At 54.2% G+C, this 16,627-nt stretch carries 17 protein-coding genes and 1 pseudogene; 10 read left to right on the forward strand and 8 right to left on the reverse strand.

Features of this window, described 5'->3' with window-relative positions; all coding sequences use genetic code 11:
• Positions 1-26 precede the first annotated feature (26 nt).
• From HZS80_RS09825 to HZS80_RS09835, 3 genes are all read right to left on the reverse strand, one after another.
• Positions 27-785: a DeoR/GlpR family transcriptional regulator gene (locus HZS80_RS09825; protein WP_035563623.1), complete on the reverse strand. Its 759-nt coding sequence runs from the start codon at positions 783-785 to the stop codon at positions 27-29.
• A gap of 126 nt (positions 786-911) precedes the next feature.
• Positions 912-2,861, reverse strand: coding sequence for an SLC13 family permease (locus tag HZS80_RS09830; protein ID WP_179915962.1), 1,950 nt, complete (start codon positions 2,859-2,861; stop codon positions 912-914).
• Between the two features lie 249 nt (positions 2,862-3,110).
• Positions 3,111-4,088, reverse strand: coding sequence for an NADPH:quinone reductase (locus HZS80_RS09835; RefSeq protein ID WP_179915963.1), 978 nt, complete (start codon positions 4,086-4,088; stop codon positions 3,111-3,113).
• A gap of 198 nt (positions 4,089-4,286) precedes the next feature.
• On the opposite strand from HZS80_RS09835, the gene HZS80_RS09840 reads away from it, so the two are divergent.
• The 3 genes from HZS80_RS09840 (at position 4,287) to HZS80_RS09850 (ending at position 7,476) form a co-directional block, all read left to right on the forward strand.
• On the forward strand, positions 4,287-5,042 hold the full coding sequence (locus tag HZS80_RS09840; RefSeq protein ID WP_179915964.1) for a glycerophosphoryl diester phosphodiesterase: 756 nt from the start codon (positions 4,287-4,289) through the stop codon (positions 5,040-5,042).
• Positions 5,043-5,089: 47 nt separating this feature from the next.
• Positions 5,090-5,953, forward strand: coding sequence for a deoxyribonuclease IV (nfo, locus tag HZS80_RS09845; protein ID WP_179915965.1), 864 nt, complete (start codon positions 5,090-5,092; stop codon positions 5,951-5,953).
• Positions 5,954-6,060: 107 nt separating this feature from the next.
• A complete protein-coding gene (locus HZS80_RS09850) occupies positions 6,061-7,476 on the forward strand; it encodes an amidase (RefSeq protein ID WP_035563608.1) in 1,416 nt (471 codons plus the stop codon).
• Between the two features lie 70 nt (positions 7,477-7,546).
• Here the strand turns inward: HZS80_RS09850 and HZS80_RS09855 are convergent, their stop codons facing one another.
• Entirely contained in the window at positions 7,547-7,981 is a 435-nt protein-coding gene (locus tag HZS80_RS09855) for a hypothetical protein (protein ID WP_035563605.1), read from the reverse strand.
• Between the two features lie 295 nt (positions 7,982-8,276).
• Here HZS80_RS09855 and HZS80_RS09860 point away from each other — a divergent pair, with 295 nt between their 5' ends.
• The 6 genes from HZS80_RS09860 to HZS80_RS09880 all read left to right on the forward strand — a co-directional run bounded on the left by HZS80_RS09860 (position 8,277) and on the right by HZS80_RS09880 (position 12,331).
• The gene (locus tag HZS80_RS09860) at positions 8,277-9,995 is read left to right on the forward strand and encodes a proline--tRNA ligase (RefSeq protein ID WP_035563602.1); all 1,719 of its coding nucleotides are present in this window, start codon (positions 8,277-8,279) and stop codon (positions 9,993-9,995) included.
• Positions 9,996-10,050: 55 nt separating this feature from the next.
• Positions 10,051-10,632, forward strand: a complete 582-nt coding sequence (locus HZS80_RS09865; RefSeq protein ID WP_035563599.1) for a transglycosylase SLT domain-containing protein — start codon at positions 10,051-10,053, stop codon at positions 10,630-10,632.
• A gap of 127 nt (positions 10,633-10,759) precedes the next feature.
• The gene (locus HZS80_RS23490; protein ID WP_246361890.1) at positions 10,760-11,077 is read left to right on the forward strand and encodes a cupredoxin domain-containing protein; all 318 of its coding nucleotides are present in this window, start codon (positions 10,760-10,762) and stop codon (positions 11,075-11,077) included.
• Positions 11,078-11,089: 12 nt separating this feature from the next.
• A complete protein-coding gene (locus HZS80_RS23495; RefSeq protein WP_246361892.1) occupies positions 11,090-11,299 on the forward strand; it encodes a hypothetical protein in 210 nt (69 codons plus the stop codon).
• Positions 11,300-11,417: 118 nt separating this feature from the next.
• Positions 11,418-11,639, forward strand: coding sequence for a hypothetical protein (locus HZS80_RS09875; protein ID WP_035565933.1), 222 nt, complete (start codon positions 11,418-11,420; stop codon positions 11,637-11,639).
• A 53-nt stretch (positions 11,640-11,692) separates the two neighbouring features.
• The gene (locus tag HZS80_RS09880; RefSeq protein WP_052703763.1) at positions 11,693-12,331 is read left to right on the forward strand and encodes a transposase; all 639 of its coding nucleotides are present in this window, start codon (positions 11,693-11,695) and stop codon (positions 12,329-12,331) included.
• A 231-nt stretch (positions 12,332-12,562) separates the two neighbouring features.
• On the opposite strand, the gene HZS80_RS09885 is transcribed toward HZS80_RS09880, so the two are convergent.
• The 4 genes and pseudogenes from HZS80_RS09885 to HZS80_RS09895 form a co-directional block, all read right to left on the reverse strand.
• Positions 12,563-13,243 (reverse strand): hypothetical protein, encoded by a 681-nt coding sequence (locus HZS80_RS09885; protein ID WP_179915966.1) that lies wholly within the window; start codon positions 13,241-13,243, stop codon positions 12,563-12,565.
• A gap of 303 nt (positions 13,244-13,546) precedes the next feature.
• A pseudogene (locus HZS80_RS24130) lies at positions 13,547-14,035 on the reverse strand (integrase core domain-containing protein); the annotation flags it as partial.
• Positions 14,036-14,339: 304 nt separating this feature from the next.
• Entirely contained in the window at positions 14,340-14,462 is a 123-nt protein-coding gene (ccoM, locus tag HZS80_RS23845; protein ID WP_008956688.1) for a cytochrome c oxidase subunit CcoM, read from the reverse strand.
• A 153-nt stretch (positions 14,463-14,615) separates the two neighbouring features.
• Complete coding sequence (locus HZS80_RS09895; RefSeq protein ID WP_179915967.1) at positions 14,616-15,134, reverse strand: FKBP-type peptidyl-prolyl cis-trans isomerase; 519 nt, start codon at positions 15,132-15,134, stop codon at positions 14,616-14,618.
• Between the two features lie 100 nt (positions 15,135-15,234).
• Here HZS80_RS09895 and HZS80_RS09900 point away from each other — a divergent pair, with 100 nt between their 5' ends.
• On the forward strand, positions 15,235-16,596 hold the full coding sequence (locus tag HZS80_RS09900; RefSeq protein WP_035565943.1) for an AmpG family muropeptide MFS transporter: 1,362 nt from the start codon (positions 15,235-15,237) through the stop codon (positions 16,594-16,596).
• The last annotated feature ends 31 nt before the right edge of the window (positions 16,597-16,627 follow it).

A 16,627-nucleotide genomic window follows, 5' to 3' on the forward strand; every position in this document is an offset into this window, starting at 1 on the left:
ATGAAACTGCGACAAAGTCGGCCAGGCTAGGCGATATACAGCGCTACATCGTGCTGGGTCAGCAAGCGCTGGATCGCTTCCGGCGGTTTGCGATCGGTGAAGAGCGCATCCAACTGCTCCAGATTGCCCTGCCGCACCACCGGGTTACGGTGAAATTTGGAGTAGTCTGCCGCCAGGTAGATGCGCCGCGAATTGGCAATAATCGCTTGGGCGACACGTACTTCCTGGTAGTCAAATTCCAGCAGTGAGCCATCCTCATCGATGCCACTGATGCCGATGATGCCGTAATCCACCTTGAACTGATTGATAAAGTCGATGGTGGCTTCGCCGATAATACCGCCATCGCGAGAGCGCACCTGCCCCCCGGCGATGATCACGGTAAAATCCTCTTTATGCTGAAGAATGGCCGCCACATTCAGGTTGTTAGTAATGATCTCTAGACCCTGATGCTCCAGCAACGCGTGGGCAATCACTTCATTGCTGGTACCGATGTTGATGAACAGCGATGAGTGGTTGGGTATGTGTTGCGCCAAGCAGCGGGCAATGCGCTCCTTCTCTTCCAGGTGAAGCGTCTTGCGCGTACTGTAGGCGGTATTCACCGTACTGGATTCGATGCCTACACCGCCATGCACACGGCGCACACGGCCTTCATCAGCTAGGGTATTCAAATCCCGCCGAATGGTCTGCGGTGTCACCGCAAAGTGGTCGGTGAGCTGTTCGATACTCATGTAGCCGTGCTGACGAACTAGCTCGACAATGGCATCCTGACGAAATTGTTGGTTCATAAGCCCGGCCTGTTCGATTTTTATTGGTTTCTGAACGTAATAGGTTAGCAAAATTTTCGAAACCTAATAGCCTTCATCCACCCCTTCGCTACCATCACACCGACAGGCCGGACCGTTAGACGTTTTTTACAGCGGCCATACCAGCAGAATCAGCGGGATAGCGACAGCCAGTACTACCAGCGAAAGCGGTAGCCCCAGCTTCCAGTAATCACCGAACCGATAGCCCCCTGGGCCCAGCACCAGTGTATTCGACTGATGGCCGATGGGAGTTAAAAACGCACAGGAAGCACTTACGGCCACCACCATCAAGAACGGATCGAGCGAGACATCGAACCCATTGGCCAAGCTGACTGCAATCGGCGCCATCAGCAGCGCAGCCGCCGCGTTGTTGACCACATTCGAGAGCAGCATAGAGAGCAGGAACAGCCCCACCATGGTGACCACCACCGGCCAGTCGCTGCCAAAGCGCAGCAGTGCATCGGCAATCAGGTCGGCACCGCCACTGGTTTCAAGCGCCTCCCCCACGGGTATCATTGCGGCCAACAGCACGATCACAGGGCCGTCGATGGCTTGATACCCTTCGCGCAACGGCAATACGCCAATCAGTAGCGAAATCAAAGCAGCGGTACTCATGGCGACTGCCGCGGGCAGCAGATCGAACAGCATGGCAATGATGGCTAAGGCAAAAATGGCGATCGACATGGCCAGCTTGCGCGGCTGCCCCAAGTGCAATTCCCGGCTAGCCAATGGCAGGCAACCAAGGGAGGCCAGACTGTCGGACATTTCATTCTCACTGCCCTGCAGCAGCAACACATCACCGTTCTTAAAGCGGATATCGCGCAGGCGCTGCTTCAAACGACCGCCATCCCGGGCCACGGCCACTAGGTGCAGGCCAAACTGGTGATTCAGGCGTAACTGACGCACGCTGCGATTGATCATCATAGAATCATTACGTACCACGGCTTCAATTAGCTGCAAGCCTTCGGTATCCACTGGCTGCCGGTCCTGTACCGCATCTTTCGCTTCACCCGTGCCAGCTTTCTCGACCTCTTCGCCGCTTGCGGTGTGTTCAGGGACGTCCGCCTCTTCTTCCAGTTCGGCTATCGCACTAAGCCCTACCTTATCTTCCAGCATCTGGAGTTCATCGGGACCTGCTTCCAACAGCAGAATGTCCCCTTCTTCCAAGGCGCCGTGGAAGTTATAGCCAGCACGACGGTTATCATCGCGAACGACCGCTAACACGGGGATGGTTTCGTCCAGCTCATCACGCAGTTGCTGTAACGTTAAGCCTTTGGCTTTCGACTCTTCACCTACTTTCAATTCCACCAAATAGTTGGCGGTATCGAACATTTCATCGGTAGAGGCTTGGCCGCTGCGCTTCGGCGTCAAGCGCCAGCCCACCAACACAATAAACACAAGCCCCACCAGCGCCACCGCAATCCCGACAGGCGAAAAGCTAAACATGCTGAACGCTTCACCCGTCACATCGCGCCGGTAGCTGGAGATAATGATATTGGGTGGTGTGCCAATTAAGGTTGTCAGGCCGCCCAGCAGAGACCCGAACGCCAGCGGCATCAGCAGTAAAGAGGGCGAGGTATTATGTTCACGAGCCAACCGCATCGCCACCGGTAACAGCAGTGCGAGAGCGCCCACATTGTTCATAATGCCCGATAACAACACGACGGTACCCACCAGCACTAATAGCTGAAGCAGCAGGTTTTCACCCACTTTTAACACTTGATTGGAAATAATATCGACCACACCGGAGCGTTCAAAGCCCCGGCTAAGTACTAGCACGGCGGCCACTGTAATCACCGCCGGATGGCCGAAACCCATAAAGGCGTTCTCGGCAGGCACTAGCCCGAGCATGACCGATCCCAGCAACGCCGCCAACGCAACTAGATCGTAGCGAAAGCGTCCCCATATGAACGCAACCAGCGTCAGGCCAAGCACGATAAACACCAATGTACTTGGCGAAAGCGCCAACCACTCAAGACCTAACGCTTCAAGATTGAGACTCTCAGCACCTGAGCCCTCAGCACCTGAGCTCTCAACACTCATGTCCTCAGCCGACATCCTTTTCCTACTCCCTTGCCACCGTTTGATAACGGCAGCATACGATTGATGCACGCCACGCCACAGGCATGGCTATTCTCCACGCACATTAGACGTTTACTATACACAGGTATAGTCCCTGCATACGCATCGCCCGCTGAATAGCCGACCGTGGCATTCGGCCCTGACCAGCTTGCCAATAGCGTGGCAAGCGATGAGAGTCGAATGCGTCAGTTGGATGTGTATGTAGGGTACTTATGTAGTTAGGAATTAGGGCAAGAGAATAGTCGAGCCGGTAGTTTTACGGCTCTGTAGGGCGTCCTGGGCCTTACCCGCTTCTGCCAGCGGATAGCGGTTGGCGATGTCAATCTTGATCTTTCCGCTCTCGAGCATGGCGAAAAACTCCTGGCACATCATTTCCAGACGCTCGCGCGTGTCGGCGTAACCGTTCAGGCTGGGGCGAGTCACGTAAAGCGCGCCCTTCTGGTTGAGGATGCCGATATTGACACCATCCACCGGGCCCGAAGCGTTGCCAAAGCTCACCATCAAGCCGCGCGTCTTCAAGCAGTCCAGCGACATTTCCCAGGTATCCTTACCTACCGAGTCATACACCACATCGCACATCTCGCCGTTAGTCAGCTCGCGCACCCGCTCGACCACGTTCTCTTCGCTGTAATTGATCGTCGCCCAGGCACCATTGGCCATGGCCAGATCCGCTTTTTCCTGGGAACTGACGGTACCAATTAGCTTAACGTCTAATGACTTCGCCCACTGGCAGGCAATCGACCCTACCCCACCGGCAGCCGCATGGAACAGAATGGTTTCGCCGCCTTTCAGCTCATAGGTCTGGCGCAACAGGTATTGCACGGTCAGGCCCTTGAGCATACTGGCCGCTGCCGTCTCGAAATCAACAAAATCGGGGAGCTTGACCACTTTCGTCGCTGGCAGCGTATGCAGTTCTGCATAAGCACCTAAAGGTCCTTGGGCATAAGCGACGCGATCACCGACGCTTAAGTGCGTCACGCCAGCGCCGACAGCATCGACTACACCGGCGCCTTCGGTGCCAAGGCCAGAAGGCATCGCGGGGGCAGGATAAAGACCGGTACGAAAATAGATATCGATAAAATTGAGGCCAACGGCTTTGTTGGCGATACGCACTTCGCCCTGACCGGGTTCAGCGGGGGTCACGTCGACCAGTTCAAGCACCTCGGAACCGCCGGTCTGGGCAAATTGGATACGCTTAGACATTAGGGTTTCCTTTCATTGTTGGGTTTGTACAAGATAGACAAGACAACAGGTGCCGCTATACAAGCGCGTCATGACGTTTAAATCAAGCTAGCACGCTAGCCTATTTTCACCCCTATGCTGTTTAGCGGTGAAATCCCGCTGTCATCCCCCCATGCTAGAATCTACACTCCTTTATCGTCCAAGGCTTAGAGCGCTGTCATGACGCATCCCGCTATTCAAGTTCCCTCGCTGATTGCCCACCGCGGCTACTCTGCCGCTGCTCCCGAAAACACCTTGGCCGCCGTGCGCGCCGCCCATCAGGCGGGCGCCACCTGGGTAGAGCTGGACGTGCAACTGCTCGGTGATGGAACCCCGGTCATCTGGCACGACGCCGACGTGTCGCGCTGCTCGAACGGGCGCGGCAGCCTGGCCTCAATGAGTTGGGCAACAGCGCAAACGCTGGATGCGGGCAGCTGGTTTGGTGATCGCTTTGCAGGTGAAAAGATGCCCAGTCTGGGAGAAATGCTGGCGCTACTTAACGAGCTGGAAATGGGCGTCAACATGGAGATAAAAGTCAACAAAGGGCGCGACCCCACCGCGTTGGTGGAGCGCGCCCTGCCTGAGATGCTGGACACCCTGCCCCCCGAACGGCTGATCATCTCCTCCTTCAATACCGAGGCCCTGACCCACTGCCGCCAGTTAGCAGGCAAGGAGCGTCTGGCGCTAGGCGTGCTGTACAATGGCGTACCCAAAACTTGGCGAGCACAGTGCGAAGCCATTGACGCTTTTAGCGTGCACCCGTCCTGGTCACGCCTGAAGCGCGCCCAGGTCGAGGCCATGCAACGGGACGGCTATCAGGTCCTTTGTTATACCGCCAATGACCCCAGCGCCTTCCATAGCCGCTGGGCGTGGGGTATCGCTGGCGTGATTACCGACGAACCCGCTGCGTTCAAGCGCTTTCTAGATAGCCATTAATCCATTCATATACTTGAGTACGTTCAAACAATGACAAGGAGTCCGTTGTGAAATACCTGGGAGCCCACGTGAGCGCCGCTGGCGGTGCAGATCAAGCCGTTCACCGGGCGGTGGAGATCGGTGCCGATGCCTTTGCGCTGTTCACCAAAAACCAGCGCCAGTGGAAGGGCAAGCCCCTCACCGATGACGCGATTCAAGCCTTTCGTGATGCCTGTGCTAAACACGCTTTTTCGCCTGGGCAAATTTTACCCCACGACAGCTACCTGATTAATCTGGGCCACCCAGAGCAGGAAGGCTTAGCCAAATCCCGGGAGGCCTTTTTAGATGAAATGCAGCGCTGCGAACAGCTCGGCCTGACACTGCTCAATTTCCACCCAGGCAGTCATCTAAACAAGATCAGCGAAAGCGACTGTTTAAAGCGTATTGCCGAGTCCGTTAATGAAGCGCTTACGCATACCCAAGGTGTCACGGCAGTGATTGAAAACACCGCGGGGCAAGGCAGCAACCTGGGCTGGCGCTTTGAGCATCTGGCCGAGATCATTGAGCATGTAGACGATAAAACCCGCGTGGGCGTATGTATTGATACCTGCCATGCTTTTGCCGCCGGGTATGACCTGCGCAGTACAGAAGCGACACAGGGAACGCTTGATGAGCTCGGCAAAGTGGTGGGGTTCAACTACCTGCGTGGTATGCATTTGAACGATGCCAAAAGCGGATTCGCCAGCCGTGTGGATCGCCACCATAGCCTGGGCAAAGGCAATATCGGGCTACCCGCCTTTACCACCATCATGCAGGATGCCCGGATTGACGACATTCCTTTAATATTGGAAACCGTCGAGCCTGAGATATGGGCCGAGGAGATCAGCTGGCTGCGCGCTCAGGCGTCCAAAGAAGCCACGTCGAGCCATTAAACTCTGAATGGCTGCGGCTTTTGCATGGCTGCTGCTTTTGCACCGCAGGCAATGCTTGCCTACCCTTAGACTCCTTTCCCAAGCCCAGCCGACGTAAGGAGTATGCGATGAGCGGTACCGATCTTGGCAGCCTGGATGCCCAGACCTTAGCTCACTTGTTCGCAAGCCGTGAGGCTTCCCCCCTCGAGGCGGCCCGAGCCGCCCTTGAGCGGATCGAGCGCTTCAACCCAGACGTGAACGCTTATGTTCACGTGGATGCCGAAGGCGCCGAATCAGCGGCAAAAGCCTCGGCAAGGCGCTGGGGGCAAGGTAAACCACTCAGCCCCATCGATGGGGTGCCGGTATCGCTGAAGGACCTGACTCAGGTGGCAGGCATGCCCTGCCGGGAAGGGTCACTGACCTCCTCCGACGCGCCATGCGATACCGATGCGCCTCCGGCCCGCATGTTACGCGAAGCAGGGGCAGTGATACTGGGCAAGACCAATACGCCCGAATTCGGCTGGAAAGCGGTCACCGATAACCGTATCTTTGGTGCCACGGCCAACCCCTGGGATACCCGTTTGACCCCTGGCGGCTCCTCCGGCGGAGCCGCTGCAGCCGCAGCTCTCAATATGGGCGTGCTTCACCAGGGCGGCGATTCAGGCGGTTCGATCCGTATTCCCGCGGCGTTTACGGGGGTATTTGGCTTCAAGCCCACCTACGGCTGGACACCTCAATGGCCGCCCGCAAAAGAGCCCAGCCTTTCTCACCTGGGGCCATTGACACGTACCGTGCGCGACGCGGTCAGCATGCTGAATGTGATAGGTCGCTACGATTATCGTGACCCCTACGCCACTCGCGGGCAGCCTGAGTGCTGGGGGGTCGACCTGGACAAAGGATTAACCGGGCTGCGGATTGGCTACTCCGCGGATCTTGGTTACGCCAAGGTAGACCCGCAAATTGCCGAGCGCGTGCATGAAGCGGCCATGAGACTGGAGGAGTTGGGCGCTGAAATCGTCGAGGTAAACCCAGGCTTTTCGTCACCACTGGAGACATTTCGCAAGCTATGGTTTACCGCCTCCTTAGAGCAGTGGTCGCAAACGAGCCAACATCAGCGCACGCTTTTAGATCCCGGCATGGTAGCCAATGCCCGCGAAGCAGAGCCCTGGAAAGCCGTTGAGCTGTTTCGTGCCCTGGCCGACCGCGCGGCATTAACGCAACGCCTGGAACACTTCAATCAAGAATATCATTTACTGATGACACCCTCGGTGGCAGTCAGTCCGTTTGAAATTAATCAGGAAGTGCCCCCAGGCAGCGGCATGCAGGACTGGGAAGAGTGGGCGCCGTTTAGCTACCCCTTTAACCTCAGCCAGCAACCCGCCGCATCGGTACCCTGCGGGTTTACCAATGAAGGCTTGCCGGTTGGCTTCCAACTCGCTGGCGGCAAGTTTGATGATATTCGCGTTCTACGCGCTTGCCACGCTTACATGGAAGCATATCCACCACGTTTTCCCAGCGTTCCCAATCCCGCCCAGTATGCGTAACGCATACTCAGCATAAAAAAACCCAGCCCGGCAGAAAGCCGGGCTGGGTTTTAGCGAGCAGCGTTAAACGTTACATCGCGGAAAGCTTTTCCTCGTCCAGCACGCCTGACATACGCACCATGGCCAGCGCTTCATCAAGGCTGCCCATTTCTTCAATCATGACTAACTCGCTCTCTAAGCTCACCGGCTGACCAGCCTTCTCAGAGAGTATTTTTTCCAGGGAAGCCACATCCATAGCGTCGTCTAAGTGGTGAACATCTACTGAGGCGCTGTTGCGGCCGGGCAGATAGATGGTGCCATTAGAGAAATCCACGGCGTAGGCAATCACCCCAGGTACGATAAAGAACAGTAACCCTACCCCATTGGCGATAGCGATAACCGGATCAATATCGCCACTCATCTGACCTTTTCGCTCAGGATGAAACAATGTACCGCAACCACTTAATGACACGATTGAAACGCCAATCACGGCGCCTGTCAACCAGCGACGAACTGCTTGATGCATGAAGATTCCCTCAATCAAAAAAGTAACCATAGTCGGCGTAACATGCTGTCGTGCAGCATTTTTTTATGGCTATTCATTGCCGACTATCGCGCTCTAAAACCAACGTAGTTTAGCACAGCCTGCCAAAAGCATAGATAATTTGGCGATAAGCACTATTTTGCCGCTTTAACCGCTAGGCCGTACAATGGCCCGATTCAACGCTAACGGGGCTACCGCCCTGAATGTGAGTATGGCTTCTTCCAAGCACATTTTCTTCTAAACGCTATTTTCTAAGCTCTAAGGAATGCTCTAACCCATGCGCGCCAGCCAATTATTGATTGCCACTCTGAAAGAAACCCCGGCCGACGCCGAAGTCATTAGCCACCAGCTAATGCTACGCGCCGGGATGATTCGCCGTTTAACCTCAGGGCTTTATACATGGCTGCCGCTTGGCCTGCGCACACTGCGTAAAGTAGAAGCCATCGTGCGCGAAGAGATGAACCGCGCCGGTGCACAAGAAGTACTGATGCCCGCCGTTCAACCGGCGGAGCTATGGCAAGAGTCTGGCCGTTGGGAGCAGTACGGCCCTGAGCTGTTACGTTTAAAAGATCGCCATGACCGCGACTACTGCGTTGGCCCGACCCACGAAGAGGTCATCACCGACCTAGTGCGTAAAGAGATCGCCAGCTACAAGCAACTGCCGGTCAATTTCTATCAGATTCAAACCAAATTCCGCGATGAGATTCGTCCACGCTTTGGGGTGATGCGCTCGCGTGAGTTCATCATGAAGGACGCCTACTCCTTCCACCTGGATGAAGCGTCACTGAAGCAGACCTATCAGGATATGTACGATGCCTACACGCGCATTTTCACGCGTTTAGGGCTTAACTTTCGTCCCGTCATCGCCGACAACGGCTCGATTGGCGGTACCGGCTCTCACGAATTCCACGTACTCGCCGATTCCGGTGAAGACGATATCGTGTTCTCCAACTCCTCCGATTACGCGGCCAACATGGAGAAAGCCGAGGCGCTCCCTGCTCCGCTTGGTAGCCAAGCAACTCGTGCCGAACCCAGCGAAGAATTGCGCTTGGTCGATACCCCTGACACCAAAACGATCGCTGCCCTGGTGAAGCAGTTCGAGCTGCCGATTGAAAAAACCATCAAAACGTTGATGGTTCACGCAGCTGAAGGCGGCCTGATCGCGCTGCTGATTCGTGGCGATCATGAGCTCAACGAAGTTAAGGCAGAAAACTTGGCCAACGTCGCTGCGCCGCTAACCATGGCCAGTGAAGAAGAAATTCGTGCAGCGGTGGGTGCCGGGCCCGGCTCACTGGGCCCGGTCGGTCTGAAAATGCCGGTCATTATTGACCGCAGCGTGGCATTGATGAGCGACTTTGGCGCCGGTGCCAATGTGGATGACAAGCACTACTTCGGTATTAACTGGGAGCGCGATGTGGCCCTGCCCGAGATTGCCGATCTACGCAATGTCGTTGAAGGCGATCCGTCTCCCGATGGCCAAGGTACGCTCTCCATCAAGCGCGGTATTGAAGTCGGTCACGTTTTCCAGCTTGGCCAAAAATATTCCCAGGCCATGAACGCCAACGTGTTGGGCGATAACGGCAAAACCAGCCACCCGTGGATGGGCTGCTACGGTATCGGCGTGACCCGCGTGGTCGCCGCCGCCATTGAGCAGAACCACGACGAATCCGGGATTATCTGGCCTAACGCCATTGCCCCCTTCCAAGTGGCATTAGTGCCGATGAATGCGCACAAGTCCCAGCGTGTCCGTGAAGAGTCTGAGCGCCTTTACCAAGCACTCAGCGCCGCTGGTCTCGACGTATTGTTAGATGACCGCGACACTCGCCCCGGCGTCAAATTTGCCGACCTGGAACTGATAGGCGTACCCCATCGGTTGGTGATTGGAGATCGCGGCTTGGATAATGGCGAGCTGGAGTACAAAGGCCGCCGGGATAGCGAAGCAACCATGGTGCCCGCAGATCAAATTATCGACTTTTTGCGTGAGAAGGCCCGCTAAGTCGGCAAAGGTTGTCACCGCGTGGCGGGCTCTAGGCTTTGTGGCGCGGTGGTTAATGACGGCACGACGTCCAAGCGTTGCTATAACGCTTGGCGTGTTGTTGCTAGACGCTGTGCCATTAGCAGCACAGCCGCTGCCACCAGCTCTTCGCCCGACTCTTGAAACGGCCAACCAGCAGCATCAAACCGCTCAACAGCAGTGGGCAGCCCGCCAGTGGCGCATGCAAATGGATGCGCCACTGGCGCGCTTCATTGATGATGCGGCCCAACGTCAAACGCTGCTCACGCGTATCTACCAAGAAGCCAGACTCGCAGGTTTGCCACCGGATTTGGTGTTAGCCTTAATTCAGGTCGAAAGCGCGTTCAAAGCCGATGCCATTTCATCAGCGGGTGCTGTTGGCTTGATGCAAATCATGCCTTTCTGGATCAGCGAGCTAGGGTTGCCGATTGACGACCTCACCCACCCGCCGCGCAATTTACGCTATGGCTGTACGATTCTGGCGCACTACCTAGCCATTGAGAGTGGCGACTTTACTCGTGCGTTGGCGCGATATAATGGCAGTTTGGGAGAGACGTGGTACCCAGAACGCGTCATGCAAGCGTGGCGAGACACGTGGCGCCAGCCACCACAGCGTTAAGCAGTCTGCTCAGCAGCTTCAATCAGGCCGACCGCCAAGAACTGGTCCAACAGTTCGGCCATGTCCTTACGCACTTGTTCGAGTGAAATTTTTATAGGCTTACCAGCACCTATATGTCCCGCTGTTTTTGCTGGCGAGCAGCCTGTTTAACGCTACCGCTTACGCCGCGCAAATAACGATACACAATGCTGAAGGGTTACCGCTTGAAAACGCCGTTGTTGAGGTTTACTACGACACTGAAGCAAATCAGCCTCAAGAACAGAATATTTATCAGCGCGATGCGGCTTTTCATCCCAGAGTGCTAACAGTGCCCACCGGCAGTTATGTTGCCTTTCCCAATCAGGACACCACACGCCTCCACGTCTACTCATTTTCACCGGCGAAAACGTTTGATTTGAATCTGTATCTACAGGAAACACCCAAGCCCGTTCATTTTGATCAGTAAGGGGTCGTCGTATTGGGATGCAATATCCATGACCATATGCAGGCATTCATTGTGGTGAGTGACGCCCCTTATGCAGCGACAACGGATTTGGAAGGCATGCTTACCTTACCTGCTCGCCTGGCCAGCATCGCGTTCGGGTTTGGCATCTATGTCTCGATGACAGACAGCAAGTCTAGTGGGAAGGCACCATTACCGATACAGACCAACTGGACGTCCGATTAGAACTAAATGCGGTACCTCCAGCGCCAACGCTGTCTCCTCTTCAGCAACGGTTTAGAGACGCTAGTTAGGCATTACCTACTGCTTACAAGATGTTGATCCGCCATTTTCTTAGGTCGCTATGCGCTTTCGAACGCGCCTGATGCTGGTACTGCTAACGGTGGTGATTGTTTCTCAACTTGCCACTGGTGTGGAGTTTCTACGCGCTACGCAAAACGACGTTCTTGCAAAAGGCTCCGAACGCTTAGAAGTGGGCACCAACGTATTGCAGCAGTTATTGGATGCGCGCGGCGAACAATTAAGCAATAACGTTGGCTATCCTCGCCGAAGACTTCGGCTTTAAGAGCGTCGTTTCTACCCAGGATACCGAAACCCTCTACTCCGTGCTGACCAACCATGTCGACCGTGCCACCGCGCTGTAAAACGAGTGAGGAAACAATTCGTCAAAGCTTGGAGGGCCACTACCGTGAGGAACATTTACTAGCGCTGCGTCAGTCTCTCTCCTTGTACGATACCTACCATGAGCATGTCGCCGAGTGCGATCAGTTTATTGAAGCGACTCTCAAACGACTTTCACTTACAACGCCAATGCCGGAAAGCTCGCTGCCTGCCGCTCGACATCGGGATGCCAACCCTAATGCACCTGCATTCGATGTACGCAATGGCCTGTATCAGGTTCTGGGCATTGACCTAACTCAGATCCATGGCCTTGGTCCCTATTTGGTACTCAAGCTAATTAGCGAGTGTGGCACTGATATGCGTCGCTGGACCATGGTCAAGCACTTTACCTCCTGGCTAGCGTTGTCACCGGGAAGCAAGATCTCTGTTGGCAAAGTGCTATCGTCAAGAACCCGACGAACCAAGAAGCGAGCGGCTGCCTTGCTGCGTCTGACTGCTACGATGGTTGGACGCTCCCAAACAGCTCTTGGTGCGTTCTACCGCCGTTTGTCGAGTCGACTAGGTAATGCTAAGGAGGTCACTGCGACAGCAAGGAAAATTGCAGTTTTATTTTATAACGTCCTGCGGCATGGCTGAGTTTATCAAGACCCCGGTGCTGACTATTATGAGGAACGCTACCATCAACGTATTCTTCGCAACTTACAACGTCGTGCGCAATCATTAGGCTTTGAATTGGCCAGCAGACCCCAGACAGCGGGTTTCTTAGGAAGAGTTGGATGAGTTTTATAAACTGTTAAATGTAACCAGCGCGCGGAGACACGACAAAAGCAACAAAGAGTGATAAAGCAGCCGCGTAATCTGTATTTTCTATGTTGCACATAAGTCTCTATGATCAATGCGTCCTGTAGGACAACGAAACGCTACATACCTCAGGCTTCCCTGATTGTTATCAAACAGACTGACGTCGGGATCCAAGAAGCTAGTAGCCGAACTAGCCTTAATATGTACTACCGCGTAATTCCAATCATAGGTTGAAATGCCTTTCGGATGCACTCGTGTGCCGGTAATAGCATCGTAACTATTCTTCACCATTTGTGTGAGGCTATAGCTTTTACAGCCCCTGAAATCGCTTGATCTCTGGTTCACAAAACAGTGGGCAACAATGACTGGAAAGCTGCATTTATTAACAAATTCACGTGCTTGTTCGTCGACACCAGGAACTTGTCTTGCTTGTCTGATTGATATGCATTGCTCTGTAACAAAAGTAATTGGCGCTTTTCCGCTTTGTTGGCCGACGGAACCGTTCGAGTTGGCCTGTTGCAACCCAGATCCAGACCTCCCGTAATATTGATCTGTTGATCTATTAAACGCCTCTAGATCAAAATCTGGATTTTTTACTGACGCAACGCCTGCGGCGATCCCCAACACGCTCGGATGGATTAAACCATCATGTGTACATCCTGTAGCTCCCACGAGCATCAGAAAGCTGATAGCCTTTAAAATGCGAAAAAACATAAAAAATTTTGGAAATTTATTTTCACTAGCCATAATTTTTTGCCTTCCCGATTTTTTTGCTACTAGTGGCCAAGACGCCTATAGGTAATAGCAAAATAAATTCTCTGTGCATCTCCCCCTTAGGGTATTGGTGCCATTTGATGCTACTTCGCTTTCTTCCGACATTCCCCAAATAGTCAGCCGGTAGGCGTCATAATCGACTGATCAGGCTAGTAGATTAAGTTTTCAGCCCTCCAAGTGTCGTCTCTAATTTCTATAAATCATTGTGGACCCCGTCGTCAAGACCAGTGATGCTTTTAAATTAAGATAAAATGCCTATGGGGTTAAAGTGCTTGTTCACGCGGCTTGCGGCCACTGGACGTTAGTTCCATGTGCCTCAGCCGGTGTCTTGTCATTGAGCGATTGGTGAGGGCGCTCATGGTTATAAAACTCGAAGTAGGTACTCAATCCCTCCCGTGCTGCCTGCATCGTTTGGTATTGCTTTAGATAGACCCCCTCGTACTTAACTGAGCGCCAAAGCCGCTCAACAAAAATGTTATCCAACACTCGGTCTTTGCCATCCATGCTGATGTGAATGTCATGAGCCTTGAGAACGCCCGTAAACACCTCGCTAGTGAACTGGCTGCGTTGGTCGGTATTTAAATGTGCCTGGTGCGCCATAGCGCTCCAGAGCCTCTTCAAGCGCGTCGACGCAAAACGCCGTATCCATGTATTCGACAGCCGCCATGACAATACCTGGCGGCTGTGCCAGTCGATAACTGCCACCAGATAGGCGAACCCTCGGCCTACTCTGATGTAGGTAGTAATATCGGTCGAATATACCTGGCCGAAGAGGCATGCACACCGAACTGTGAGGACAGCTGAGCCACTGTCTTATCTCCTCGAATTGCCTTCATGGCAACCTTGGCCTTGAATTCACTATTGAACTGTTTTCTCGCCACGTTACTTCTCCAGAATTATCGTGGCATTCTATCTAAGCCAGTGGTCTAAATCATGGGATCCACTATACTTTCAACCCAGCCGATTTTGATATTTCAAAAAAAAAGCCAGCCCAATATGGGCTGGCAAAAGGAAGTTTACTAAGTTAGCAAACCCCCTCCCCTGACAAGGTTTACATGAACGGGATAAGCTACTTTTTGCGCTCATCTTTACGCAGATGATCGCGAATCACGAAGCCAACCCAGCCCACCATAAAAGCGATCACTAACGCGACGGTGGCCAAGCCGAAAACAATTGTGTCATCCCAATACATGGTGAATCCTCCCGCCGTGATGTATGCGTTGATACTAGTCACTCAACGGCGGGAGAATGCTGATCTAGGTCAAGTGGCGAGTGGCGCGAGTAAGCGGTTGAACAGGAAATTGATACTAGTCAATTTTTGGGCGTTCATAGCAGCGCTACCACGCTATAGTACTTTACGGTCTTCAACCTTGCTGTGCTCGGTGCCCGGCGGTAACGGGTGTCCTTTGGCAAGCTCTGCGCGGGTGGCGTCGCGTACGTCCAGAATCGTTACCTGATAGTTCAGCGTGCGGCCCGCCAGCGGGTGGTTGGTATCCACGGTAACTCGATCGCCATTGATTTCCAGCACGGTGACAATTTGTGGCCCAGCTTCACCTTCGGTTTGAAAGCGGCTACCCGGCTGCAGCTCAGCGTTACCAAAAGAGCCGCGACTAACTTCTTGAATCAGCGCCTCGTTGCGCACACCGTAGGCATCCGCAGGCATGAGCTGAACGCTTAGCTCGGCGCCAACAGTTTGGCCCGCTAACGCATTTTCTAGCCCAGGTACAATATTGTCGTGCCCATGCAAGTACTCCAACGGCTTATTGCGCGCCTGGGAGTCATCCAATACCTGCTTGCTGCCATCGTTGAGCACGTCGCTGAGGACATAGTGCAAGGTAACTACCTGATGCGCCGTAATCGACATGGAAAACTCCTCTCCGGTAAGCTGTCGGCTTTGTAATCGAACACTGCATCAGTTTATCACTTGGCCGTTGCCAGCGTCTTTCCACTTGGAGTAGCGTTTAATGTTAAACCCCACCCCCCAGCGCAGTTGGCTTGCTGCACTGGCTATTTATTGTCGTGCGCCCGTTATTACCATGCTGTTTTTGGGGTTTTCTGCAGGCCTGCCGTTTCTGCTGGTATTTTCCACGCTCTCCGCCTGGCTACGCAGTGATGGCGTCGAAGTCGCGGCCATCGGCTTTTTTGCTTGGATCGGCATGCTCTATTCGATCAAGTTTTTCTGGGCACCGGTGGTTGACCGATTAGCGCTACCGCTATTGACCCGCGCGTTTGGTCAACGCCGCGGCTGGATGCTGTTAGCCCAGGGGACAATTGCCGCCGGACTGGTAGGGCTGGCCGGTTTAAGCCCGGTGGGTAATCTCGGTTGGGTGGCGCTGTTTGCCCTGCTAGTAGCGTTTGGCTCAGCGACGCAAGATATCGCCATCGACGCCTACCGGATTGAATCTGCCGATGACGATGTTCAGGCCGCCATGGCCTCGACCTATATTATTGGCTATCGCGGTGGGCTTCTGGCCGCGGGTGCTGGCGCGCTGTATATCGCGGCGTCGGCCTCTTGGGATGCGGCGTATATGAGCATGGCGGCACTGATGAGCATTGGCGTGCTTACCGTGCTGCTGCGACCAGAACCCAAACGGGCATCGCTCTCTATTCAGCTTATTCATGAACCCAAAGTCCGCGCATTTATTCGCGCCAGCCGCGGCAAACCAAAAATCTTACGCCGCTTAGGCGCCTGGAGTATTGGGGCATTGGTCTGCCCATTCACTGACTTCTTCAGCCGCTATGGTGTAAAAGCGCTGTGGATTTTGGTGTTTATTGCGGTGTTTAGAATCAGCGATTTGGCCATGGCCTCCATGGCTAATCCGCTATATATCGATCTGGGCTTTTCGCTGGCAGAGATTGCTAACGTGACCAATATATTTGGCATTGCGATGAGTATTACTGGCGGGATATTAGGCGGACTTTTCGTGGCCCGCTACGGCATCGGCCCACTGCTGATCTTCGGCGCGGGGTTGGTGATGGTAACGAACTTGCTGTTTGCGGTGCTTGCCTTGGTGGGTAACCAACTGCCCATGCTGGTGGTCACGATTATCGGCGATAACCTCGCCAACGGTTTAGCCAGCGCGGTGTTTATCGCCTTCCTTTCCAGCCTCACATCTCGCGCCTATACCGCAACGCAGTACGCGCTTTTCTCATCGCTAATGACGCTACCAGGAAAGTTTTTGAGCGGGTTTGGCGGCTTGGTCGTTACCTCACAGGGCTACCCAAGCTTCTTTGTCATCGCAACGCTACTGGGCCTGCCCGCCATTATCCTGGCGATTTGGATCAGCCGAGACAAGCAGCTAGTGCCTACCCCCAAGCCTGCTTAAACAGGCTTGAAGGCTTAGACGAGTGAAGAGA

The sequence above is a fragment of the Vreelandella glaciei genome, assembly GCF_013415125.1.
Taxonomy (GTDB): Bacteria; Pseudomonadota; Gammaproteobacteria; order Pseudomonadales; family Halomonadaceae; genus Vreelandella; species Vreelandella glaciei.

Bases quoted from the DNA above. Each gene is read 5' to 3' on its own strand.
- HZS80_RS09825 (WP_035563623.1), bottom strand. From the start codon at position 785: ATGAACCAACAATTTCGTCAGGATGCCATTGTCGAGCTAGTTCGTCAG.
- HZS80_RS09830 (WP_179915962.1), bottom strand. From the start codon at position 2,861: ATGTCGGCTGAGGACATGAGTGTTGAGAGCTCAGGTGCTGAGGGCTCA.
- HZS80_RS09835 (WP_179915963.1), bottom strand. From the start codon at position 4,088: ATGTCTAAGCGTATCCAATTTGCCCAGACCGGCGGTTCCGAGGTGCTT.
- HZS80_RS09840 (WP_179915964.1), top strand. From the start codon at position 4,287: ATGACGCATCCCGCTATTCAAGTTCCCTCGCTGATTGCCCACCGCGGC.
- HZS80_RS09850 (WP_035563608.1), top strand. From the start codon at position 6,061: ATGAGCGGTACCGATCTTGGCAGCCTGGATGCCCAGACCTTAGCTCAC.
- HZS80_RS09855 (WP_035563605.1), bottom strand. From the start codon at position 7,981: ATGCATCAAGCAGTTCGTCGCTGGTTGACAGGCGCCGTGATTGGCGTT.
- HZS80_RS09860 (WP_035563602.1), top strand. From the start codon at position 8,277: ATGCGCGCCAGCCAATTATTGATTGCCACTCTGAAAGAAACCCCGGCC.
- HZS80_RS09865 (WP_035563599.1), top strand. From the start codon at position 10,051: ATGACGGCACGACGTCCAAGCGTTGCTATAACGCTTGGCGTGTTGTTG.
- HZS80_RS09875 (WP_035565933.1), top strand. From the start codon at position 11,418: ATGCGCTTTCGAACGCGCCTGATGCTGGTACTGCTAACGGTGGTGATT.
- HZS80_RS09880 (WP_052703763.1), top strand. From the start codon at position 11,693: ATGTCGACCGTGCCACCGCGCTGTAAAACGAGTGAGGAAACAATTCGT.
- HZS80_RS09885 (WP_179915966.1), bottom strand. From the start codon at position 13,243: ATGGCTAGTGAAAATAAATTTCCAAAATTTTTTATGTTTTTTCGCATT.
- ccoM (WP_008956688.1), bottom strand. From the start codon at position 14,462: ATGTATTGGGATGACACAATTGTTTTCGGCTTGGCCACCGTCGCGTTA.
- HZS80_RS09895 (WP_179915967.1), bottom strand. From the start codon at position 15,134: ATGTCGATTACGGCGCATCAGGTAGTTACCTTGCACTATGTCCTCAGC.
- HZS80_RS09900 (WP_035565943.1), top strand. From the start codon at position 15,235: ATGTTAAACCCCACCCCCCAGCGCAGTTGGCTTGCTGCACTGGCTATT.